Raw genomic sequence first — 23,186 nt, forward strand, 5'->3', positions numbered from 1 at the left:
TATTAGTAAATACAGTCTTAATGTATTCTCAAACTCTTGCCTAAGAGTGCGTGCGAGGATTTAAGTTTGCAAGAAACAATATTAAAAACAATTGGCCTTGGGAAAACCTTCAAAGGCTTTTCTGCGGTTAGTGATGTAAACCTGGATGTAACGCGGGGGACTATACACGCCCTCATCGGACCAAATGGCGCGGGAAAAACGACCTGCTTTAATTTGCTAACCAAATTTTTAGAGCCTTCTAGTGGTCAAATTTTATTTAATGGGATTGATATCACCAAGGAGGCCCCTGCCCAGATCGCACGCCGTGGCGTAATTCGCTCCTTTCAAATTTCTGCAGTATTCCCACATTTAACCGTTTTGGAAAATGTTCGTGTTGCACTGCAGCGAGGATTGGGTACCGAATTTCACTTTTGGAAGTCTGGTGATTCGCTTAATGTTCTTAATGAGCGTGCTGAAGAGTTGCTTCACGAGGTTGGTTTAGTGGAATTTGCTCATGAGGAAACTTTAAATCTAGCCTATGGCCGTAAAAGGGCGCTGGAAATTGCCACGACCCTGGCAATGGAACCAGAGTTGATGTTGCTTGATGAGCCTACCCAGGGCATGGGACATGAGGATGTGGAGCGGGTTACAGAATTAATAGATAGGGTGGCCAAAGGGCGCACCATATTGATGGTTGAGCACAATATGAAGGTGGTGTCCTCTATTGCCGATAGGATCACCGTATTACAGCGCGGCTCCGTTTTGGCGGAGGGGTCATATCACGAGGTTTCGAGCAACCCCCTAGTTGTTGAGGCTTATATGGGTAGTCATGGCGGAGAAACCTTATGAGCTCAGTAGCTTTGGAGGTTAAAAACCTAGAGTCTTGGTACGGAGAGTCACACATTCTTCATGGTGTGAATTTTTCGGTGAATGATGGTGAGGTGGTTACTCTATTGGGTCGTAATGGCGCCGGCAGAAGCACCATCCTTAAGACCATTTTGGGCCTTACCAGCAAAAGGGCTGGCTCTGTCAAGGTTTATGGCCAAGAAACCATTGCCATGCCAACTTACAAAATTGCTCGGCTTGGCGTGGGCTATTGCCCAGAAGAGCGTGGAATTTTTGCCAGCCTAAGCGCCGAAGAGAACCTATTGCTATTGCCCGAGATTTCTTCTGGTGGAATGGGTTTGGAAGAAATCTATGAAATGTTTCCCAATCTTTATGAGCGTCGCAATAGTCCGGGCACCCGCCTGTCGGGCGGCGAGCAACAAATGTTGGCGATGGCACGCATCCTAAGGACTGGAGCAAAGCTTTTGTTATTGGATGAAATTACCGAGGGTCTTGCCCCTGTGATTGTTGAAAAATTGGGTGAGGTTGTCGGCAACCTAAGAAAAAAAGGGTTCACGATCGTTTTGGTTGAGCAGAACTTTAGATTTGCTGCTCCGCTAGCAGACCGCCATTATGTTGTTGAGCACGGCAGGGTTGTGGAGATGGTTGCCCAAAATGAATTGGCTGAAAAAGCCAATCTGTTAAATGAGTATCTTGGTGTTTAGTGGTTTTCTATAGGAGATGAAGATGAAGTTGAGACAAATTACCGCATGTATGGTTGCGGCAACCATGTTTGTAACAAACCCGGCTTTCTCACAAAGCGGGGCAAAAGTGAGTGGTGAGGTTGTAAAGATTGGCGTCTTGACTGACCTTTCTTCAACCTATTCCGATTTAGCTGGTCCTGGTGCAGTAATTGCAGCAAAGATGGCTGTGGCTGACTTCTCTAAAGATGGTACGGTTATTGGAAAAAAGATCGAGATAGTTAGTGCGGACCACCAAAATAAGGCTGATATTGCTGCAAATAAGGCTCGCGAGTGGTATGACAAAGATGGAGTGGATGTCATTGTTGAGCTGGTATCAACCAACGTAGCTTTGGCTGTAATGGAAGTGGCTGAACAGAAAAACAAAATTACATTGATTTCCGGCGCAGCTTCGTTACCAATTACCAATGAAAAATGTACGGCTAATAACGTTCATTGGACTTATGACACTTACGCGCTGTCAAATGGCACGGCAAAAGCTGTTGTTAAGCAGGGCAAAAAGAATTGGTATTTCCTTACCGCTGATTACGCATTCGGCGCGGCTTTGGAGAAAGACTCTACCAACGTAGTTAATGCTAACGGTGGCAAGGTCTTGGGAACTAGCAAGCACCCATTTCCTAATAGCGATTTCTCTTCATACCTTTTGAAGGCCCAGGCTAGCGGCGCCGATGTTGTTGCATTGGCAAACGCAGGTCAAGACACCATTAACTCTGTAAAACAAGCATCTGAGTTTGGTATTAACAAAAAGCAAACCGTTGTTCCTTTGTTGATGTTTATTTCTGATGTTCACTCTTTGGGTTTGAATGCAGCTCAGGGCATGTATCTAACAGAGGGTTTTTATTGGGACAAAGACGAGAAGACGCGCGCGTTTGCCAAACGTTTTATTTTGCAACATAAGCGCATGCCGACCAGCGTCCAGGCTGGCGTTTACTCATCCGTTCTTGCTTACTTAAATGCCGTTCAAAAAGCTGGTACAGATGATACTCAGGCGGTAATGAAAGCACTTAAGTCTACTAACATTGATGATGGTCTCTTTAAGGGCAAGATCCGCGCTGATGGTAAGTTCGAGCACGATATGTACTTGCTAGAGGTGAAGAAGCCATCTGAATCTAAGAGCCCATGGGATTACTACCATGTTCGTGCGGTAATTCCTGCCGCTGAAGCAACTCAACCACTTTCATTGTCACGATGCAAGTTGGTTACTAACAAGTAATTGAATCCCATTTAGTATGTTTGAACTTCTTGGAATTACCCCACAAGGGCTGGTTGCTCAGCTCTTGGTGGGGCTTATAAATGGATCTTTTTATGCCATTTTGAGTTTGGGTTTGGCCATTATTTTTGGCCTACTCAACATTATTAATTTCTCCCATGGTGCTCAGTACACCATGGGTGCTTTTATTGCTTGGATTGGCCTCACTCAGGTTGGCCAATGGTTTGGTTTTCCTGAGCTATCCATTAATTACTGGTTTGCATTAATTTTGGTGCCTCTAGTGATGGCGGGCTTTGGCTTGATTCTTGAGCGCACCATGTTGCGGCGTTTATACCACTTGGATCACCTGTATGGGCTGCTGCTGACGTTTGGTTTGGCGCTCATTATCGAGGGTATGTTCCGCCATTGGTATGGAATTTCTGGTGAGAGTTATTCTGCCCCTGAGTTATTACAAGGTGCTATTCCGCTTGAGTCTATCGGTATTATCTTGCCGAAATATCGTGTGTGGGTGGTGGTTATTTCTTTAGTGGTTTGTTTTTCAACTTGGTATGTTATTGAGAGAACAAAGTTGGGCGCATATCTTCGCGCTGGAACAGAAAACCCAAAACTACTACAGGCATTTGGTATCAATGTTCCTTTGATGATTTCTTTGGCCTATGCATATGGCGTTGGCCTTGCTGGTTTTGCGGGTGTGTTGGCCGCTCCGATTTTTCAAGTAAATCCATTGATGGGATCAAACCTCATCATTGTAGTTTTTGCTGTTGTTGTGATTGGTGGAATGGGCTCGATCATGGGCTCCATTTTGACGGGTCTCGCGTTGGGTTTGGTGGAGGGTCTAACTAAAGTCTTTTACCCTGAGGCATCTGGAGTTGTCATTTTTGTGATCATGGCAATCGTATTGCTTATTCGTCCTGCTGGACTTTTCGGCCGGGAGAAATAATCATGAACCCAAAAACAAAATTACTTTATGGCATCTTGGTTTTAATTGCCCTACTTCTTCCGTTTCAAGACTTTATTTATCTAGTCTTCGCAATGAAGGTGCTGTGCTTCGCACTTTTTGCGTGTGCATTTAATTTGTTGTTAGGATTTACTGGGCTGCTTTCATTTGGCCATGCTGCATTCTTTGGGACGGCCGCATACATCACCGCCTATTTTTGCAAAGAAGCTGGCCTATCCCCGGAGTTGGGAATTGCTTTGGGTGTACTGGGCTCGGGAGCTCTTGGATTCTTAATTGGGTCTTTGGCCATTCGAAGACAGGGCATTTACTTTGCTATGGTTACTTTGGCTCTATCGCAAATGGTTTACTTTTTGGCGGTACAGCTTCCGTTCACTGGTGGAGAGGATGGGATCCAAGGAGTTCCACGTGGAATGTTATTCGGTTTGATTGACTTAAAAAATGATGTGTCAATGTACTACTTCGTACTCACCATTTTCTTGTTGGGTTTTGCTCTGATTGTTCGTACAGTGCACTCCCCGTTTGGACAGGTTTTAAAGGCTATTCGGGAAAATGAGCCACGTGCAATCTCCCTTGGCTACGATGTTGATCGCTTCAAGTTAATTTCGTTTGTGATTTCTGCTGCGCTGTCTGGTTTGGCTGGATCTATGAAGTCTTTGGTGTTCCAGTTGGCAACCCTGACGGATGTTCATTGGCATATGTCTGGCGAGGTTGTATTGATGACATTGCTTGGTGGCATGGGCACCATTTTGGGTCCGGTGGTTGGTGCAGGCATCGTGGTTGGTCTGCAGAACTACTTGGCTAATATTGGATCTTGGAGCACGATTGCAACGGGCTTTATTTTCGTAATATGCGTATTGGCATTTCGTCGTGGAGTCGTTGGTGAAATTATTCACCTTTTTAAAAACAAGAATTGATCTGTTTTTTCTTTATTTGGGCTTTCTAGTACGGCGCTTAGGCGCCGTACTCATTTAAAGGCCATTCGTTTTGCCCCCTCACCTAAAAGTTGCCGCTATACCAAATTATTTAAATAGTCTTTTAAAACAATGACTTAGAATATTTTTTTAGCACTTCAATGCATGGGGGCCACCATTTGTTTCACGTGAAACAAACAAAATGCTATGATCATCGCCCTATTAGAGGCAAATCATGCGTTATTCAAAGAACTTCGATGTTATTGTGGTTGGCGGCGGTCACGCTGGAACTGAGGCTGCCCTTGCGGCTGCGCGCATGGGATGTGACACCCTATTAATTACCCATAGCATTGAAAATTTGGGCGCTATGAGTTGTAACCCCTCAATTGGTGGAATTGGTAAGGGGCATTTGGTTAAAGAAATTGATGCTATGGGTGGCGCAATGGCGGCGGCTACTGATGAGGCTGGCATCCAGTTTCGAATCCTGAATTCGAGTAAGGGGCCTGCAGTTCGCGCAACACGTGCCCAGGGCGACCGAATTTTGTATAAAGCAGCCATTAGGCGTCGCCTTGAAAATCAAAAGAACCTCACACTATTTCAGGCTGCAGTTGATGATTTGCTGGTTCAGGGCGATGAGGTTCAGGGTGTGGTCACCCAAATGGGCCTTCGGTTTATGGCTAAGAAGGTGGTATTGACGGCGGGCACCTTCTTAGATGGAAAGATTCACATTGGCCTAAATAATTACGCCGGTGGTCGCGCTGGAGATCCAGCATCGGTTTCTTTGTCTGCCAGACTGAAAGAGTTAAAGCTTCCCCAGGGAAGATTAAAGACGGGTACGCCCCCACGCATTGATGGCCGAACAATTGATTTTTCTGTCATGCTTGAGCAGCCGGGCGACCTTGATCCGGTTCCAGTATTTTCTTATTTGGGTCGTCCTGAGCAACACCCTAAGCAAGTTCCTTGCTGGATTTCTCATACGAACGAGAAAACCCATGACATCATTCGTGGCGGCTTAGACCGCTCCCCAATGTATACCGGCGTTATTGAAGGTGTGGGCCCACGATACTGCCCTTCCATTGAGGACAAAATTCACCGTTTTGCCTCTAGAAATAGCCACCAGATCTTTTTAGAGCCAGAGGGTTTAACGACTAACGAGTTCTACCCCAACGGAATTTCTACCAGCTTACCTTTTGATGTTCAGTGGGATTTGGTTCGAAGTATTCGTGGTTTAGAGTCTGCGGTGATTGTGCGCCCTGGTTATGCAATTGAATATGATTTCTTTGATCCGCGCCATTTGAGGCACAGTCTTGAGACTAGGGTCATCACAGGACTCTATTTCGCAGGTCAGATTAATGGCACAACTGGCTACGAGGAGGCGGCCGCCCAAGGCATGCTGGCAGGAATAAATGCTGGTCTTGCTGCCCAAGGCAAAGAGCCTTGGTTGCCCAAGCGTAGCGAGTCTTATATCGGCGTTTTAGTTGATGACCTTATTACATTGGGCGTTCAAGAGCCCTATCGTATGTTTACCAGCAGGGCTGAGTATCGCCTGAGTCTGCGTGAAGATAACGCAGATATGCGTTTAACCACCATAGGTCGTGAATTGGGTCTGGTTGATGATTATCGCTGGGGGGTATTTTGTAGAAAGCAAGAGGCTGTTTCACGTGAAACATCTCGCCTACAGGATATTTGGATTGGACCAAAGCACTCTTCAGCCCAATTGGTATCAGAATTATTGGGCCAAAATTTATCCCATGAGTGTAGTTTGGCCGATATTTTGAGGCGCCCTGGCATTACATATGAGGCAATTATGGCCTTGGCGGATGGTATGTGGTCTCCGGGAACTCTAGATGATGATTTGGGTCTGTCTCAACAAATTAGTGATCAGGTGGAAATTTCCATTAAATATCAAGGATATATAGAGCGACAGGCGGTGGAGATTGCTCGTCAAGGACACAATGAGTCCTACCCCCTTCCGGACTCACTTGATTACACTCAGGTTTTGGGTTTATCTAAGGAGGTTCAGCAAAAGCTTAACCTGCACAAGCCTGGGACGCTCGGTCAGGCGGGCAGAATTTCTGGTGTGACGCCAGCAGCCTTATCTTTATTGTTGGTCCACCTGAAAAAAGGTTTGGGCCGCACACAAGAAGAAGCGCATGAGTAGTGAGTTATTGGATCTTGGGATTGGAAGTTTAGGGTTAAGCCTAAAGCCCGAAAATATCGCTGATTTGGAGTTATTTTTGCAGGAAATGGGCCGCTGGAATCAGGTGCATAACTTGACTGCGATTGAGGGCGAGAAAAATTCTATTCGTCTGCATCTTATTGATTCTATTACAGTTTTACCAATAATGAGACAGTTTTTGAGTATGGCAAACCCCAGGATTGCTGACCTTGGCTCAGGCGGTGGTTTGCCAGCAATACCGATTGCTATTTTGCAACCAACTTGGCATCTGACTCTGATTGAGGCTATTCGAAAAAAGACTGCATTTTTGCAGCATGTTCGGGGAAAGCTGGGTCTAAAGAACATTGAGGTTCTTAGCGAGCGTGTTGAGGCGGTTGCAAAACTTAGGCCTGGGCAGTTTGATGCCGTTATCTCAAGGGCCTTTACGAATCTTGCCCATTTCTTAGAGTTGTCTCTCCCTTTGCTGGGGCCAGATGGCTTAGTTTTTGCAATGAAAGCAAGGCGAGCAAATGAAGAGTTACAGGGCGTATGCATGGATAGCTGGCGTCTTGTGGCAGATGAGCCTCTTCATATTCCGAATTTGATGGTTGAAAGGCGACTTTTAGTCTTGGCCCCCATGAGAAAATTACCCCTTTAAGCGCAGCATCTTTTAAGAAAAACCATGGCGAAAATATTCTGTATTGCAAATCAAAAAGGTGGCGTTGGAAAAACCACTACTGCGGTGAATTTGGCTGCTGGTTTGGCTGGGCATCAGCAGCGGGTTTTGTTGGTGGACTTAGATCCTCAAGGAAATGCCACGATGGGATCTGGAATTGAAAAAGCAGATCTGAAAACTAGTGTGTACCAAGTGTTGATCGGATTATCTTCAGTGAAGGATTGCGCCCAACCTTGTGAGAGTTCTGGTTACGATGTGTTGCCAGCAAATCGAGATTTAGCTGGTGCAGAAATCGAGTTGGTGGATTTAGATTCGCGTGAGCAACGCTTGAAGGATGCGCTTGCTGTTGTTGCAAACGACTATGATTTTATTTTGATTGACTGCCCTCCCGCGCTGTCATTATTAACACTCAATGGATTGTGTGCGGCGAATGGTGTGATCGTACCAATGCAGTGTGAGTATTTTGCTTTAGAGGGTCTATCCGATTTAGTAAACACAATCAAACAAGTGCATGCTAATTTAAATCCCGATTTAGTCATCATTGGTTTATTGCGAGTGATGTTTGATTCACGCATGACATTGCAGCAACAAGTGTCGGAGCAGTTGCTTGAGCATTTTGGCGACAAGGTTTTCAAAACCATTATTCCTCGTAATGTACGTCTGGCCGAGGCTCCTTCCTACGGGCTTCCTGGGGTCGCTTTTGATAAATCATCTCGTGGCGCTAAAGCATATTTAGAGTTTGGTGCTGAAATGATTGAGCGCATTAAAGAAATGTAAGAAGCTAGAAAGAATAAAAATACTATGGTTGTAATTAAGAAAAAAGGTTTGGGTCGTGGTCTTGAAGCCCTGCTTGGTGATAAAGCGCAAAAAGAAGCTTCAGCTGATATCAATCGTTTGCCATTGACGGCTTTGCAGGCTGGTAAATATCAGCCACGTCAAAAAATGGAAGTTGGCGCATTGCAAGAGTTGGCTGATAGCATTCGTGAGCAAGGTGTTATGCAACCATTGTTAGTGCGCTTAGTTGCTCCTGGTAAATATGAAATTATTGCTGGTGAGCGTCGCTTTCGTGCGGCAACTTTAGCGGGATTAAAAGAGGTTCCTGTGCTGGTATCCGGTGCCAATGATCAAGCTGCGGCAGCGATGGCCTTGGTTGAGAATATGCAGCGCGAAGATCTGAATCCGCTGGAAGAATCTCAAGGCTTGGTGCGTTTAATCGAAGAGTTTGGCTTTACTCACGAGCAGGCCGCAAAAGCAGTGGGTAAATCGCGTAGCGCTGTTACTAATTTGTTGCGTTTAAATCAACTGGCAAAGCCAGTGCAAGCAATGCTTTTAGCTGGAGACATTGATATGGGCCATGCCCGCGCCCTTCTCCCCTTGCCGGGCGCCAGTCAAGTAGCGCTTGCCCAAAGAATTGCCGCGCAGGGATTGTCAGTTAGAGAGGCCGAGAGAATGTCTACCGCACTGGCGCTTGCTGGTGGCCAAATTGGGGATAAAAAAGCCAAACCCAAAACAGATGGTGGGGCTCCGGGTCGCGATCCCGATATGCGTCGATTGACCCAAGAAATTGCTGATTTAATAGGCTTGAATGCCGAATTTAAGTTCAAGGGCAAGGGCGGAGAGCTCAGAATCCGTTTTAGCCAATTTGATGAGCTAGATTCCCTATTAAAAAAGTTGGGTATTGAGTCTTAAGCAGGGTCAAAAAATGTCCCCAAATACTTTGACATATTGCAGTGCACACATTAAACTTCCGTGGCTAAATTGATTCCTCAAAAAAATCGATTCTCCGAGGCAAATGAATGGGATGAACCCGAAGAAGAGGTTATTCGGGTCTATAGCAAGGAAGAAATTGTTGCTCTGCAGCAAAGCAATGCAACAAAGTATCGAGCCCTTTCGCCTTGGAAAATTATTTTGGCCCAAGTGCTGATTACAGCTATCAGCATGTTGTTTTGGTCAATTTTTGGGGAGCCGGTAGGGGTAAGCCTTTATACTCAGTCGGCCTTTTTAGGTGGTTTAATTAGCGTCTTGCCCTCAGCTTTGTTTTTAACTAGGCTGGAATTGGCAAAAAAAACGCAGATATTGAACCCAGGGAATTATTTGGCAGCATTGGTTTCTGGCGAATTTATCAAAATTGTCACGACTTTGATGCTGTTTATTGGGATAGCGTACTTAATCCCGGGCGTGCATTGGGTCCCCTTATTGGTGACTTATGTGCTTGCCTTGAAGTGTGTGTGGCTGGCGTGGTTTTGGCGCTAAGAGTGATAATGAGATTGAACCAAAGGACTAGTTAAGAGATGTCTAGCGAAGTAAACCAAGCCCACGCGGCAGCCGAGCAAATGACGCCAACAGCGTACATTTCTGAGCACCTTCAAAACCTTACAAATACTGGTGGCCCACAGTCATCCATTATTGATTTCAGCGTTATCAATTTAGACACTATTTTTTGGGCTTCCTTAATGGGCCTCATCTCTGTAATCATTTTGTTGATTGCAGCCCGTCGTGCAACACCAGGAGTTCCAGGCCGCTTCCAATGTTTCGTGGAAATGATTGTTGAGATGGTTGATACGCAGGCTAAAAGTATTGTTCACGGAAATCGTACTTTCATAGCGCCACTCGCACTCTTTGTATTCTTCTGGATCATTCTTTTAAATACTCTCGACCTCATTCCCGTAGATTGGGTTTTGGGCGTAAATCATTTCATCGAGAGTTTTGGTGTGCATGTGCCACATCACAGATTGGTACCGACAACCGATTTGAATGCCACCATGGGTATGTCCCTATCAGTTTTGGTTTTGGTCTTTTTCTACAGCTTCAAAGTAAAAGGTGTGGGCGGTTTCTTGCATGAGCTAATTTCTGCCCCATTCGGTGCTAAGTGGTACTTGGCTCCATTTAACCTTGCTTTGAACATCATCGAATATCTTGCAAAAGGCGTTTCTTTGGGAATGCGACTGTTCGGTAACATGTATGCCGGCGAGTTGGTGTTCCTGCTGATCGCATTGCTTGGTAGTGTGTGGACATTTAATTTAGATTTATCCCTGTTCGGATTGGTGGGCCATGTTATTGCTGGATCAGCTTGGGCCATCTTCCACATTTTGGTTATTTTGTTGCAGGCCTTTATTTTCATGATGTTGACTTTGGTTTACATCGGGCAAGCGCATAGCCATCACTAAGATTTTTATTTTTAACTTATCTCTTTAACTTCAGGAGTCAGCAACATGCAACAATTTCTCGCAAACATTCAAGGTTTCACAGCAATCGCTATCGGCATCATCATTGGCCTCGGTGCTATTGGTGCATGTTTGGGTATTGCATTGATGGGTGGTAAGTACATTGAAGCATGTGCACGTCAACCAGAATTGATGGAGCCACTCCAAACTAAGATGTTTCTTTTGGCTGGTTTGATTGACGCAGCGTTCTTGATCGGCGTTGGTGTGGCAATGTTGTTTGCTTTTGCAAACCCACTGCTCGCAGTTATTAAGTAATTGTTTTGGCGTGGATGACCACCAGGTCATCCAACCGTTCTCAACAATACTGAAAGGAATATCGTGAATCTGAACGCGACCCTATTCGCGCAAATGATCGTTTTCTTTGTCTTATGGTGGGTAGTTGCACGCTTTGTGTGGCCTCCACTAGTTAAGGCATTAGATGAGCGTTCATCAAAAATTGCCGATGGTTTGGCTGCCGCCGAGCGTGGCAAAGAAGCGCTTGCTTTGGCAAACAATGTGGCTGAACAAGAGTTAACAAAAGCACGCCAGGAAGGTGTGCAACGTGTTGCAGAAGCTGAAAAACGTGCGCAAATGTCCGCTGAAGAAATTCGCGCCAATGCACAGGCTGAGGCTGCTCGCATCATTTCTCAGGCTAAGCAAGATGCAGATCAACAAGTAACTCGCGCACGTGAAGTATTGCGTGCTGAAGTGGCTCTATTGGCTGTTAAAGGTGCAGAGCAAATTTTGCGTCGCGAAGTAGATGCAAAGGCTCATGGCGCATTGCTTGATCAACTAAAGGCAGAACTTTGATATGGCTGATTTAGCCACGATTGCACGCCCATATGCTGAAGCGCTTTTTCAAAGTGCAAAGCCTGCTGAGCTTGCTGGATGTTTAGAACAATTAAATGAATTGGCGCAGCTTGCTGCATTGCCAGAAGTGGCTGTGCTTTCTAACAATCCAAAAGTTTCCGCAGATGACTTGACTAAATTGCTCTCCGGCATGGTGAAGACAAAGCTGGACGGCAAGATCTCAAGTTTTTTGAGCCTTGTGAATCAAAACCACCGCTTGGCAGCTGTCCCTGAAATTGCGCGTCAATTTGAGGCGATGAAAAATAAGAGCGAAGGTGCAGCAGAGGTAATGATTACTAGCGCATTCCCATTAGAGGGCTCTGCGCTAAATGATTTGTTGTCGAGTTTGAAGAAGCGCTTTGGGGGTAAAGAATTGCGCCCAACTATTCAGGTAGATCCAGCATTGATTGGCGGAGTTCGCATTCAGGTTGGCGACGAAGTGTTGGATAGTTCAGTCAAGGCACAGTTGGCTCAAATGCAAGCAAGTCTTGGCGCATAAGTTATCCCTATTAAGAACATACGAAATAAGACCCAGGAGTAAGTAATGCAACTCAACCCTTCCGAGATCAGTGAACTGATCAAAAGCCGAATCAGCGAAATGGGTGTTGACTCCCAGCTTCGCAACGAAGGCACTGTAATTTCAGTGACCGACGGTATTTGCCGTGTACATGGCCTGTCTGGTGTTATGCAAGGCGAAATGTTGGAGTTTCCAAACAACACTATTGGCCTCGCGTTAAACCTCGAGCGCGATTCTGTTGGTGCTGTCGTGTTGGGTGAGTACACCCACATTAAAGAAGGCGACCCGGTTAAATGTACAGGCCGCATTTTGGAAGTTCCAGTTGGCCCAGAGTTGCTCGGTCGCGTTGTAAACGCGCTTGGTCAACCAATTGATGGCAAAGGCCCAATTAATACGAAGTTAACTGACTTTATCGAGAAAGTTGCTCCAGGCGTTATCGCGCGTCAATCAGTTAGCCAGCCAGTGCAAACTGGTTTGAAAGCGATTGATGCGATGGTTCCAATCGGGCGCGGTCAGCGCGAGTTGATCATTGGTGACCGTCAAACAGGTAAGACAGCGGTTGCGGTTGACGCGATTATTAACCAAAAAGGTAAAGGCGTTTATTGCGTTTACGTTGCGATTGGTCAAAAAGCTTCTACCATTGCTAACGTTGTTCGTAAGCTCACAGAGCTAGGCGCAATGGAATACACCGTTGTTGTTGCTGCAAGTGCTTCTGAGTCTGCAGCGATGCAGTACCTCTCAGCATATGCTGGTTGCACAATGGGTGAATACTTCCGTGACCGCGGCGAAGATGCATTGATCGTTTATGACGATTTAACAAAACAAGCGGTTGCATACCGTCAGATTTCTTTGCTCTTGCGTCGCCCACCAGGTCGCGAAGCATACCCTGGCGACGTGTTCTATCTCCACTCACGTTTGTTAGAGCGTGCTGCTCGTGTAAACGCTGAATACGTAGAGAAATTTACAAATGGTTCAGTAAAAGGTAAGACAGGTTCATTGACCGCATTGCCAATTATTGAAACTCAAGCTGGTGACGTTTCGGCATTCGTTCCAACTAACGTGATTTCGATTACTGACGGCCAGATCTTCTTGGAAACTGACTTGTTCAACGCTGGTATACGTCCTGCGATTAACGCCGGTATTTCAGTGTCTCGTGTTGGTGGTGCAGCACAAACTAAAGTTATTAAGAAATTGTCCGGCGGTATTCGTACTGACTTGGCGCAATATCGTGAATTGGCGGCGTTTGCTCAGTTTGCTTCCGATCTTGATGAAGCTACCCGCAAACAGTTGGAGCGCGGTCGTCGTGTTACTGAATTGTGTAAGCAAGCTCAGTACAAGCCTTTGCAAGTTTGGGAAATGGCAGCTTCATTGTTCGCTGTTAACAACGGCTACTTCGATGATCTTGAAGTGAAGAACGTGCTGGCATTTGAAAAAGGCTTGCAAGATCATTTGAAATCTAAATACGCTGACTTAGTTGCGCGTATTGAAGAGACTAAAGATTTGAGCAAAGAAGACGAAGCCGCTTTGCGTGCTGCGATTGAGGATTACAAGCGTTCAGCCTCCTTCTAAGAGGGCTCGCATAAATCATGGCAAGCACAAAAGAGATACGATCTAAGATCAAGAGCGTGCAAAACACGCGCAAGATCACGAAGGCAATGGAAATGGTCGCCGCATCCAAGATGCGTCGTGCCCAAGAGCGCATGCGTAATGCGCGTCCATATGCTGAGAAAATTCGTGAGATTGTTGCAAATCTTTCGAAAGCTAATCCTGAGTTTCGCCCTGCTTACATGGCAACTCGTGAGGTGAAGAAGATTGGCACTATCTTGGTTACAACAGACAAAGGCTTGTGCGGTGGTTTGAATACCAACGTATTGCGTCTGATTGCAAACCAGGTGCGCGATATGGAAAATTCGAATGTTGGCATTGAGTACACCGCCATCGGTTCGAAAGGTCTTCAGTTTTTAAATCGTTCAAAAGCAAAATTGATTTCTCAAACAATCCAAATCGGCGATACGCCACATATGGATGTTTTGATTGGCGCCATTACCGCCCAATTAGAAGCGTTTGAGCGCGGAGAAATTGATGCTGTTTATTTGGCATACACCCGCTTTGTTAATGCAATGAAACAAGAGCCTGTTCTAGAAAAACTCTTGCCATTGGAGCCAGCAGCCTTGACTCCGGAAGAAAAGGCAGGCAACTCTTGGGATTACATCTACGAGCCTGATGCAGAGTCCATTTTGAATGGCTTGTTAAAGCGCTATGTGGAAGCAATGATTTATCAAGCTGTTGCTGAAAATATGGCTTCAGAACAATCTGCGCGGATGGTCTCAATGAAGGCCGCTTCAGATAATGCGAAGAATGTCATCGGCGAATTGCAATTGGATTACAACAAAACACGACAGGCTGCTATTACTAAAGAGCTGTCAGAGATTGTTGGCGGAGCGGCCGCAGTTTAAGCGGTCAGCGTTTAAGAATACGAAAGAATTCAGGAATTAAAAGCGGAGAAATGCGATGAGTAACGGAAATATCGTGCAATGTATCGGTCCAGTGGTGGACATTCAGTTCCCACGCGACAAAATGCCAAACATTTATGATGCGTTGACATTAGTTGAAAGTGGCGAAAAATCATTTGCTGAAAAAGGTTTGACCTTTGAAGTTCAGCAACAGATCGGCGATGGCGTAGTTCGCGCGATTGCGATGGGTGCAAGCGATGGTTTGCGTCGCGGCATGGAAGTTGCTTCCACTGGTAAGCCAATTTCTGTTCCAGTTGGTCCAGCAACGTTGGGTCGAATCATGGACGTTTTGGGTCGCCCAATTGATGATGCGGGTCCGATTGCGACTGAAGAGCGCCGCGCTATTCACCAGCCAGCACCAAAGTTTGACGAGCTCTCACCTTCTGTTGACTTGTTAGAAACGGGTATTAAGGTTATTGACTTAGTTTGCCCGTTTGCAAAAGGCGGTAAGGTTGGCTTGTTCGGTGGTGCGGGTGTTGGAAAGACCGTGAACATGATGGAATTGATTAATAACATCGCTAAGCAACACTCCGGTTTGTCTGTGTTCGCCGGTGTTGGTGAGCGTACTCGTGAAGGTAATGACTTCTATCACGAGATGAAAGAATCTAACGTTATCGACAAAGTGGCGATGGTGTTTGGTCAGATGAACGAACCTCCTGGCAACCGTTTGCGCGTTGCGTTGACTGGTTTGACAATGGCTGAGGCATTCCGTGACGAAGGCCGTGACATTTTGTTCTTCGTTGACAATATTTATCGCTACACACTCGCCGGTACTGAGGTATCAGCGTTGTTAGGTCGTATGCCTTCTGCTGTGGGTTACCAACCTACTTTGGCTGAAGAGATGGGTAAATTGCAAGAGCGTATTACTTCTACTAAGACTGGTTCTGTTACATCTATTCAGGCTGTTTACGTTCCTGCGGATGACTTGACCGATCCATCGCCAGCGACAACCTTCTTACACTTAGACTCCACAGTTGTGTTGTCACGTGACATCGCTGCATTGGGTATTTATCCGGCGGTTGATCCATTGGATTCAACCAGCCGTCAGCTCGACCCACAAGTGGTTGGTCAAGAGCACTATGAAGTGGCTCGTGATGTGCAGATGACATTGCAACGTTACAAAGAATTGCGTGACATTATTGCAATTTTGGGTATGGACGAATTGTCACCAGAAGACAAATTGGCTGTATCACGTGCACGTAAGATTCAGCGTTTCTTGTCCCAGCCTTTCCACGTTGCTGAGGTGTTTACTGGTTCACCAGGCAAATACGTTCCATTAAAAGAAACTATCCGTGGTTTCAAAATGATTTGTAGCGGTGAATTGGATCACTTGCCTGAGCAAGCCTTCTACATGGTGGGTTCAATTGATGAAGCCATCGAGAAAGCTAAGAAGCTTTAATCGAACTCATCTAGGGAAATTATGTCAACCATACGCGTCGATGTAGTAAGTGCTGAGCAATCTATTTTCAGCGGTGAAGCCAAGTTTGTTGCGCTTCCCGGTGAAAGTGGTGAGCTCGGTATTTTGCGCGGCCACACCCCTTTGATTACACGCATTCGTCCGGGCTCAGTTCGTATTGAAAAAGCCGACGGTGACGAAGAGTTTGTATTTGTTGCGGGTGGCTATTTAGAAGTGCAGCCTGATCATGTAACCGTATTGGCAGATACTGCCATCCGTGGACATGATTTGGATGAGGCTAAGGCAAACGAAGCCAAGAAGCGCGCAGAAGAAGCAATGCAGAATCGTGGTACAGACTTTGATTTGGCTTTGGCTCAATCTGAGTTTGCGATGGCTGCTGCACAGTTGGCGGCGATTGCACGTTTCCGTCGTAAAAAGTAAAAGCCGGCCATTTCCTTGTTGTTAAATGACCGGTTTTTAAAAGCCTGCTTGGGTGAAGCGGTTGATCAAACACCACTTTGGCTCATGCGCCAAGCGGGCCGATATCTCCCAGAATACAATGCCACCCGAGCACGGGCCGGTAGTTTTTTGGGTCTTGCAAAAAATCCCGCCTATGCAACTGAAGTAACACTTCAGCCGCTAGATCGCTATCCACTGGATGCGGCAATTTTATTTTCAGATATTTTGACCATTCCCGATGCTATGGGATTGGGATTGAAATTTACTGCTGGCGAAGGCCCCAGCTTTGATCATCCATTGCGTACAGAAGATGCAGTTAAAAATCTTCGTGTAGCAGATATGGGTCAACTCAAATATGTATTTGATGCCGTCTCTGAGATTCGAAAAGCACTAATACAGGATGGTAAGCAGCGAGTGCCTTTGATTGGTTTCTCCGGAAGCCCCTGGACATTAGCTTGTTACATGATTGATGGTTCCGGTTCTGATGATTTCCGTCATGCTAAAACGATGATGTTTAGTCGCCCAGACCTGCTCGAGCATATTCTAGAGATTAATGTTCAGTCGGTAGCTGCTTATTTAATAGAGCAAGTAAAGGCTGGAGCGCAGGCGGTAATGATTTTTGATACTTGGGGCGGCCTCCTCCCCGATGGCTGGTATCAGCGAATGTCTTTATCTGCGATGCAGAAAGTGATTGCTTTACTACCAAGAGAGCATGAGGGGCGTAAGATCCCAGTGATTATGTTTACAAAAGGTGGCGGAATTTGGCTAAATGATATGGCTCAAGTCGGTGCGGATGTCATTGCAATTGATTGGACGATGCGTCTAAGCCGTGCCCGACAGCAACTTTTAGACATTAATAAGCCTTTGGTGTTACAGGGAAATCTAGACCCACTCATTTTATTTTCAGGAGCAAGGCAAGTTGCAGCTGCTGCCGAAGGTCTTTTAGAAGATTTGGCGGGTGCCCCGGCACTAAAACCCGATCTACACCCTCTTGATGGACATGTCTTCAATTTAGGTCATGGCATTAATCAGTTCACTCCACCAGAGAGTGTTAGCGCTCTATGTGAGACAGTAGTAGCCAAGTCAAAAGCCCTTAGGTCCAAGCAATAATCCCAAGTAATTGCTAACTTTATTAATAAGGTTAGCAAAAGTTATGCACAGTTATGTGCATGCGCCTAAATACAGTGAGATTCGTCACTAATATAAGCCTTCACCTTTAATAGATTGTCTAAATTACTGATATATATGGATTTTTGTAAAATTAGAGAAATTAAGTATCGATAATCCCTCCTATAAAATAACAAAAAAATTACCAGTTTTTAAATGATATCCACAGACTTATCCACAAGCAAAGCTAGAAAACTTAGGAAATGATCATTAAACCCATAGTGGTTCAAGTGGTGCTTGATAAGCCTCTAGCCCAAGGTTTTGATTATCTATGGGATGCCGAAAAATTAGGCGGATTGCCGCAGATTGGGCAGCTTGTGGAAATCCCTTTTGCAAAATCAAAGGCCGTTGGTGTCGTTATTAAAGTGAGTGATCACTCTGCTTATGAAATCGAGAAGCTGAAATCAGTAGATCGGATTGCCCCACTCCCCCCGCTTGATTCAGCGCTTTTGGGATTGATGAACTTCGCCAGCCACTATTACGTCCACTCATTAGGCGAAACAATATTGCCAGCAATTCCGCAGATGTGGAAAAAGCCAGATGATTGGGAAAAGATTCCAGAAAAATTAGCATCAGCAGATAAGAAGAGCAAAAATAAGAGTGATGTGGTGGCTGAAGGATTGATCACTTTAGATCAATTAAATCCAGATCAAAAGAATGCCCTAGAGGCGTTATTGGCGAACGGAAAAAAAGAAAATCAATTTAGGGCGATCTTATTGCAGGGTCAAACAGGCAGCGGAAAGACGGCGGTCTTTTTAAATTGGTTGGCAAGTATTTTGAGGGATGATAAGGCGCAAATACTTTTACTTGTGCCGGAAATCAATTTAACACCACAATTAGAGAGGCGCGTTCGAGCTTATTTTCCAGATAAGACAATGTCGGTATTGCACAGTGGGATAAGTGAAAAGAAACGAGGGATTGCTTGGTTAGAGGCGATGACAGGCAAGGCGCAAATCATTTTAGGCACGCGCTTGGCGGCCTTAACTCCGCTGCCAAATTTGCGCGCAATCGTTGTAGATGAGGAACATGATTCATCATATAAGCAACAAGATGGAACGAGATACTCCGCAAGAGATTTGGCAATATGGCGCGCTCACGATCAAAGAATACCAATCTTGCTGGCATCCGCTACGCCATCATTAGAAACTTGGATGGCAGCCCAGTCTGGGCGCTATGAATACATTCGCCTTGATCAAAGGGCTCGGGGCGCAAGTTTGCCCAGTGTTCATTTGATTAATACGCGAGACCCACAAAATCAATTTAGTCCAGGAGACGCGAGTGCGCCAAAGCAAAAAAGTTTGATTACGAAGACGCTGGCTAATGCAATATCAAAAACACTTGAGGCGAAAAAACAAAGTTTAATTTTGATCAATCGCCGTGGTTATGCACCAGTGCTCAGTTGTAATGCATGTAATTGGCTATCAAAGTGCTCGCAATGTTCAACATACACAGTAATGCATAAGGCTGGTGCTTTAGGAAGGCGCGCAGTGCTGAGTTGTCACCACTGTGGCTTGGCTACTTCTATTCCGGGCCACTGTCCAGATTGCGGCAATGCAGATTTGAAAACTCTGGGACATGGCACACAAAAGCTTGAAGATGCAATAGAGGAAATGTGGCCACAAGCAAGGGTCCTAAGAGTGGATACAGACTCCACTAGAAAGAGTAAAGGAGCAGAGGCGCTCTTTCAGGAAATTCATGACGGCAATGTAGATATTGTTGTGGGCACACAAATGATTGCCAAGGGTCACGATTATCAAAATATTGGACTGGTTGCGGTATTGGATGCAGATAGTCGTTTGTATTCTGCGGATTTTAGGGCTGCAGAGAGATTATTCGCGCAGTTAGTACAGGTGGCAGGCCGTGCCGGAAGATCTGGTGTAGATGGCGATGAGGGTGGCGCTATTTATATTGAAACACAGTATCCGGAGTCGCCAGTATTCCAACACTTATTACGTCATGATGTTGATGGATTTTTAACATTTACTGCCAATGAAAGGGAGGAGTCTGCTCTACCCCCGTTTTCTTATCAAGCTCTTATACATGCAGAGGCAAAGAATTTAGAAAAGGCAATTCTATTTTTAAACGAGTTAAAGAGAGGTTTAAAAACTAAGGGCCTTATTAATCCCGAATTAAAAATCTATGATCCGGTACCCAAGCCAGTGATGCGTGTGGCCGGTTCAGAACGCGCTCAGCTTGTCGTTGAATCTGCAAATCGAAAAGTGTTGCAGGAGGCGCTGGAGATGATTGATCAAGAGTTGCGCAAAGATTCTCAGGGACGCATTAGTAAATCTTCGCGCGTTCGTTGGCTAATTGAGCGAGATCCGATTGCGATTTAAGCTCCAGCAGAAGAGTTATATTCTTCGAGGCTGATAAGGGTTGCTAGCTCATTAGCTAGTGTTGTATTGTCTGAGGGCTTGATTTTAAAGAGCCAGACAGCATAAGGCTTCTCATTAATAATCTCAGGAGTTGCATCCATCTTCTCATTAAGGGCTACGACTTCTCCGCTAACGGGCGCGTGAATATCACTAGCTGCTTTCACTGATTCAATAACAGCGATCGCTTCACCCTGCTTTACTTGCTGACCAATTTTGGGCGCCTGAAAAAACATGACATCGCCTAAGGCTTCTTGGGCATGATTGCTTATACCAACCCAAATCAACCCATCATCTTCTTGGCTAGCCCACTCATGGGTTTGTGCAAATCGAAACGTATCTTGTGTCTTCATTTTCTATCCTGTGAGATATATTCTAGCTTCTTTGCCATAAACTAGTGACTTAACCATTTAAGGCTTTACATCTATGCCAATCAAATTAGGAATTGTTCCTGTTACTCCATTTGAGCAGAATTGCTCCATCTTAGTTTGCCAAGAAACTGGTGATGCCGCAGTGGTTGACCCGGGTGGAGACATTGAAAAAATTCTTGAAGGCGTGCAGCAGATGGGTGGTACCGTAAAAAAGATTTTGTTAACCCATGGCCATCTCGATCATTGTGCGGCAGCAAAAGATTTGTCTGATCAATTAGGCGTTCCCATCGAGGGACCGCAAATTGATGAACAATTTTGGTTAGATCAATTGCCTGAGCAAACGGTGCGCTTCGGTTTTGGCCACGCTAAAGCGTTTGTGCCCACGCGCTGGCTTGAGGATGGTGATCATGTGCAGATTGGTAATGTTGACTTAGAGGTATTGCATTGCCCTGGGCACACACCCGGACACGTTGTGTTTTTTGATAAAGAGGATCGCTTGGCCTTGGTAGGGGATGTGCTATTTGCGGGCTCCATTGGTAGGACAGATTTCCCGCGCGGCAATCATGCCGATCTAATTAATGCTATTAAGACAAAGCTCTGGCCACTTGGGGATGACGTACAGTTTGTTCCTGGCCATGGCCCGATGTCTACGTTTGGTAAAGAGCGCCAAACAAATCCCTATGTGGGTGATTAAGTGGGAAAAACTAATTCAATAAATTAGGTTTTTGCAGAACCAGTTCGGTGTGTGCGGTTGTATAAACAGCTTGCACAAATCCAGCGTTGCTTACGGTTGCTGGTTGGAATCCATGTGCCGCCCTCCAGGCGTTTTTCGCGACTGCAAGAAGAGCAAAATTTAAGGCTCTGAGAGGTATCTTGGGTGGCAGCTGGAGTCGAGGTAGTCATGGGCAATCCGGGTAATCCAAATCTTGTACAGAAGATCTATTTTACCCGTTTTGTCCAGCTGGGGCTGGGCTCAGGACAACTTTCACGGAATCAGCCGTCTTATTGCCATCAAAATCGAGCCAAGCCTTATTTTCAAAGTCATATAGCTTGCATTTGCGCGCAGTATCGAAATACCAGGCCCAAGAGAACTTTTGAACAAAAATACGCTCTGGAAGAATGGTTTCAAGGGTATTTTGAGCTTCCTGGAGGCGATAAAGGGGTACGCTCATGTCCACATGATGGGCTGTGTGCTCCATGATGTGATGCATCAAGGAGCCCCAAATCCAGTTAAAGGTCAAATGCACCGTAGTAGATACAAAGGGTTGGGCGCGCAACCACTCAGATTTCTTGTCATACCAAGAGACTGATGGGTGGGTATGGTGAACATAAACTACGAAGCCAATCATGCCATTCCAAAACAAGAAAGGAATGGCAAAGCCAGTAATTAAGCCAAGCCAAATGGATTGACCGGTGGCAAGAGCTCCAGCAATCAGGCAACCAATCCAAATAATGGCAAAACCAGTGACCAATAGGTTGTCTTTAAGAAAAATTGGACGATCACCGGGCTTGTTTTTCGCATTAGGGAAATACTCCCTTCTCCACCAGATTTCGATCAGGTAGTAGAAAACAGGGCCCCAGCCACTGCGGTAGAGGCGTTCTAATGTCTTGCGCCAAGCTGGTAAGGCATCAAATTCAGCTTTTGATAACGGAGCCCAAACAAAATCAAAGCCTTTGAGATTGGTTTGACCGTGGTGTACTACGTTATGGCCTACGTCCCACAAGCTATATGGCGTAAGGGATGGCAGGAATGCAATGCGGCCAAGCAACTTATTAAGTTCACGGTGTGGTGTGAAGCTTTGGTGACAGGCGTCATGACCAAGAATAAAAATACGGCCTGTAACAAAGCCGGCAACCACGCCCAAGATGATCTTGAGGAGGATGCTTTCAAAGAAAATCGTTCCAGCGATACAGCCCAACCATAAAAGTGCGTCAATTACCAATAGCATTATTGCTTTAGCAGTTTCTCCTTTAGCCATAGGAATCAACCAGCTGCGAATGATTTTACGGTGCGGCAATGGCAAATCAGGAGCCAAAGGATTGGCGATTGATGGCTCAGAGAGAGATGGATTTAGATGATTTGACATGATAAGAATCAATAAGTTAGGTGCAAATGATAGCCTTTTTCATGATTTTACGCATGATGTAGGTCAAAAAACCCCTTAGTTTGGCGCGCCCGGCAGGAATCGAACCTGCGACCCTTGGCTTCGGAGGCCAATACTCTATCCACTGAGCTACGGGCGCCAGCAGTAAAACGGTAACCTCGCTATTGTAAGTGCCTAACTCGACAAGCACTCGTTATAATCACGGCAAAGTAACCCTACAACCCGTCAAACGATAAAAGTCCTATGAGCGAAGAGCACGGAAGTTTAATTAAGAACCCTAAACAACTAATCATCATGGTGTTTGCAAGCTTCTTTGTGCCCCTGATCATTATTTTGTTGCTAATGGTATTTGTTAATAACGGCAAGCGTTCAGATACTACAGCTTCTGCTGATCAACTTATTAAGCCGGTCGCACAGCTAAACTTTAAAGATGCCAGCGCTCCACGCGAAGTCCAAACTGGAGAGCAAGTTTATAAAGCGGTCTGTTCATCATGCCACGCAAGTGGTGCGGCGGGCGCCCCGAAATTTGGCGATGCTGGTGCTTGGAGTGCACGCCTTGGCAAAGGATATGATGGCCTATTGGCTTCTGTAATCAAAGGCAAGGGCGCAATGCCTGCGCGTGGTGGAGCCAGTCCAACTGATATTAGCGACTATGAATTAGGTCGTGCCGTTGTGTATTTGGCAAACTCTGCTGGCGGTAAATTAGCAGAGCCCAAAGCGCCTGCTGAACCAGCGGCTAAATAATTTTTAGTGCAT

25 protein-coding genes and 1 tRNA gene are annotated in these 23,186 nt (G+C 45.7%); 22 read left to right on the forward strand and 4 right to left on the reverse strand.

Annotated elements, in window-relative coordinates:
• The first annotated feature begins 66 nt into the window (after positions 1–66).
• From AOB49_RS01155 to priA, 20 genes are all read left to right on the forward strand, one after another.
• Positions 67–828 (forward strand): ABC transporter ATP-binding protein, encoded by a 762-nt coding sequence (locus AOB49_RS01155; protein WP_062306940.1) that lies wholly within the window; start codon positions 67–69, stop codon positions 826–828.
• Positions 825–1,529, forward strand: coding sequence for an ABC transporter ATP-binding protein (locus AOB49_RS01160; RefSeq protein WP_062306943.1), 705 nt, complete (start codon positions 825–827; stop codon positions 1,527–1,529). The genes AOB49_RS01155 and AOB49_RS01160 overlap by 4 nt, the downstream gene beginning before the upstream one ends.
• A gap of 22 nt (positions 1,530–1,551) precedes the next feature.
• Entirely contained in the window at positions 1,552–2,778 is a 1,227-nt protein-coding gene (locus AOB49_RS01165) for an ABC transporter substrate-binding protein (protein WP_062306946.1), read from the forward strand.
• A gap of 16 nt (positions 2,779–2,794) precedes the next feature.
• Positions 2,795–3,715: a branched-chain amino acid ABC transporter permease gene (locus AOB49_RS01170; protein WP_062306949.1), complete on the forward strand. Its 921-nt coding sequence runs from the start codon at positions 2,795–2,797 to the stop codon at positions 3,713–3,715.
• A gap of 2 nt (positions 3,716–3,717) precedes the next feature.
• Positions 3,718–4,647 carry a branched-chain amino acid ABC transporter permease gene (locus AOB49_RS01175; RefSeq protein WP_062306953.1) on the forward strand — a complete coding sequence of 310 codons (930 nt, stop codon included), beginning with the start codon at positions 3,718–3,720 and terminating at the stop codon, positions 4,645–4,647.
• A gap of 232 nt (positions 4,648–4,879) precedes the next feature.
• Positions 4,880–6,805 (forward strand): tRNA uridine-5-carboxymethylaminomethyl(34) synthesis enzyme MnmG, encoded by a 1,926-nt coding sequence (gene mnmG / locus AOB49_RS01180; RefSeq protein ID WP_062306955.1) that lies wholly within the window; start codon positions 4,880–4,882, stop codon positions 6,803–6,805.
• On the forward strand, positions 6,798–7,460 hold the full coding sequence (rsmG, locus tag AOB49_RS01185) for a 16S rRNA (guanine(527)-N(7))-methyltransferase RsmG (protein ID WP_062306959.1): 663 nt from the start codon (positions 6,798–6,800) through the stop codon (positions 7,458–7,460). The genes mnmG and rsmG overlap by 8 nt, the downstream gene beginning before the upstream one ends.
• Positions 7,461–7,484: 24 nt before the next feature.
• A complete protein-coding gene (locus AOB49_RS01190) occupies positions 7,485–8,255 on the forward strand; it encodes a ParA family protein (protein ID WP_062306962.1) in 771 nt (256 codons plus the stop codon).
• A 24-nt stretch (positions 8,256–8,279) separates the two neighbouring features.
• Positions 8,280–9,167 (forward strand): ParB/RepB/Spo0J family partition protein, encoded by an 888-nt coding sequence (locus AOB49_RS01195; protein WP_062306964.1) that lies wholly within the window; start codon positions 8,280–8,282, stop codon positions 9,165–9,167.
• Positions 9,168–9,227: 60 nt separating this feature from the next.
• Positions 9,228–9,731: an ATP synthase subunit I gene (locus tag AOB49_RS01200; RefSeq protein ID WP_245640581.1), complete on the forward strand. Its 504-nt coding sequence runs from the start codon at positions 9,228–9,230 to the stop codon at positions 9,729–9,731.
• A gap of 38 nt (positions 9,732–9,769) precedes the next feature.
• Complete coding sequence (atpB, locus tag AOB49_RS01205) at positions 9,770–10,645, forward strand: F0F1 ATP synthase subunit A (RefSeq protein WP_062306966.1); 876 nt, start codon at positions 9,770–9,772, stop codon at positions 10,643–10,645.
• A gap of 45 nt (positions 10,646–10,690) precedes the next feature.
• Positions 10,691–10,957, forward strand: coding sequence for a F0F1 ATP synthase subunit C (gene atpE / locus AOB49_RS01210; RefSeq protein ID WP_012357116.1), 267 nt, complete (start codon positions 10,691–10,693; stop codon positions 10,955–10,957).
• 63 nt (positions 10,958–11,020) lie between these two features.
• Positions 11,021–11,491, forward strand: a complete 471-nt coding sequence (locus AOB49_RS01215; RefSeq protein ID WP_062306970.1) for a F0F1 ATP synthase subunit B — start codon at positions 11,021–11,023, stop codon at positions 11,489–11,491.
• 1 nt (position 11,492) lies between these two features.
• Positions 11,493–12,029, forward strand: coding sequence for a F0F1 ATP synthase subunit delta (locus tag AOB49_RS01220; protein ID WP_062306973.1), 537 nt, complete (start codon positions 11,493–11,495; stop codon positions 12,027–12,029).
• A gap of 45 nt (positions 12,030–12,074) precedes the next feature.
• The gene (gene atpA, locus AOB49_RS01225) at positions 12,075–13,616 is read left to right on the forward strand and encodes a F0F1 ATP synthase subunit alpha (RefSeq protein WP_062306975.1); all 1,542 of its coding nucleotides are present in this window, start codon (positions 12,075–12,077) and stop codon (positions 13,614–13,616) included.
• 17 nt (positions 13,617–13,633) lie between these two features.
• A complete protein-coding gene (gene atpG / locus AOB49_RS01230; protein WP_062306978.1) occupies positions 13,634–14,503 on the forward strand; it encodes a F0F1 ATP synthase subunit gamma in 870 nt (289 codons plus the stop codon).
• A gap of 55 nt (positions 14,504–14,558) precedes the next feature.
• Positions 14,559–15,959, forward strand: coding sequence for a F0F1 ATP synthase subunit beta (gene atpD / locus AOB49_RS01235; RefSeq protein ID WP_062306980.1), 1,401 nt, complete (start codon positions 14,559–14,561; stop codon positions 15,957–15,959).
• Positions 15,960–15,980: 21 nt separating this feature from the next.
• Positions 15,981–16,397 (forward strand): F0F1 ATP synthase subunit epsilon, encoded by a 417-nt coding sequence (locus AOB49_RS01240; RefSeq protein ID WP_062306982.1) that lies wholly within the window; start codon positions 15,981–15,983, stop codon positions 16,395–16,397.
• Between the two features lie 9 nt (positions 16,398–16,406).
• A complete protein-coding gene (gene hemE, locus AOB49_RS01245; RefSeq protein WP_062306984.1) occupies positions 16,407–17,525 on the forward strand; it encodes a uroporphyrinogen decarboxylase in 1,119 nt (372 codons plus the stop codon).
• A 260-nt stretch (positions 17,526–17,785) separates the two neighbouring features.
• A complete protein-coding gene (gene priA, locus AOB49_RS01250) occupies positions 17,786–19,918 on the forward strand; it encodes a replication restart helicase PriA (protein WP_062306988.1) in 2,133 nt (710 codons plus the stop codon).
• Here the strand turns inward: priA and gcvH are convergent.
• Positions 19,915–20,307, reverse strand: coding sequence for a glycine cleavage system protein GcvH (gene gcvH / locus AOB49_RS01255; RefSeq protein ID WP_062306991.1), 393 nt, complete (start codon positions 20,305–20,307; stop codon positions 19,915–19,917). The genes priA and gcvH overlap by 4 nt on opposite strands.
• 79 nt (positions 20,308–20,386) lie before the next feature.
• Between gcvH and AOB49_RS01260 the strand changes: the two genes are divergently transcribed.
• The gene (locus tag AOB49_RS01260; protein ID WP_062307328.1) at positions 20,387–21,019 is read left to right on the forward strand and encodes an MBL fold metallo-hydrolase; all 633 of its coding nucleotides are present in this window, start codon (positions 20,387–20,389) and stop codon (positions 21,017–21,019) included.
• 23 nt (positions 21,020–21,042) lie between these two features.
• Here AOB49_RS01260 and AOB49_RS11950 read toward each other — a convergent pair whose 3' ends face one another.
• The 3 genes from AOB49_RS11950 to AOB49_RS01270 form a co-directional block, all read right to left on the reverse strand.
• Positions 21,043–21,228 carry a hypothetical protein gene (locus AOB49_RS11950; RefSeq protein ID WP_129560400.1) on the reverse strand — a complete coding sequence of 62 codons (186 nt, stop codon included), beginning with the start codon at positions 21,226–21,228 and terminating at the stop codon, positions 21,043–21,045.
• 41 nt (positions 21,229–21,269) lie between these two features.
• The gene (locus AOB49_RS01265; protein ID WP_062306993.1) at positions 21,270–22,412 is read right to left on the reverse strand and encodes a fatty acid desaturase; all 1,143 of its coding nucleotides are present in this window, start codon (positions 22,410–22,412) and stop codon (positions 21,270–21,272) included.
• A gap of 81 nt (positions 22,413–22,493) precedes the next feature.
• Positions 22,494–22,569 (reverse strand) — tRNA-Arg (locus tag AOB49_RS01270).
• 104 nt (positions 22,570–22,673) lie between these two features.
• Between AOB49_RS01270 and AOB49_RS01275 the strand changes: the two genes are divergently transcribed.
• A complete protein-coding gene (locus AOB49_RS01275) occupies positions 22,674–23,174 on the forward strand; it encodes a c-type cytochrome (protein WP_062306996.1) in 501 nt (166 codons plus the stop codon).
• Positions 23,175–23,186 lie beyond the last annotated feature (12 nt).

The organism is Polynucleobacter sinensis (assembly GCF_001595985.1).
Classification (GTDB): Bacteria; Pseudomonadota; Gammaproteobacteria; order Burkholderiales; family Burkholderiaceae; genus Polynucleobacter; species Polynucleobacter sinensis.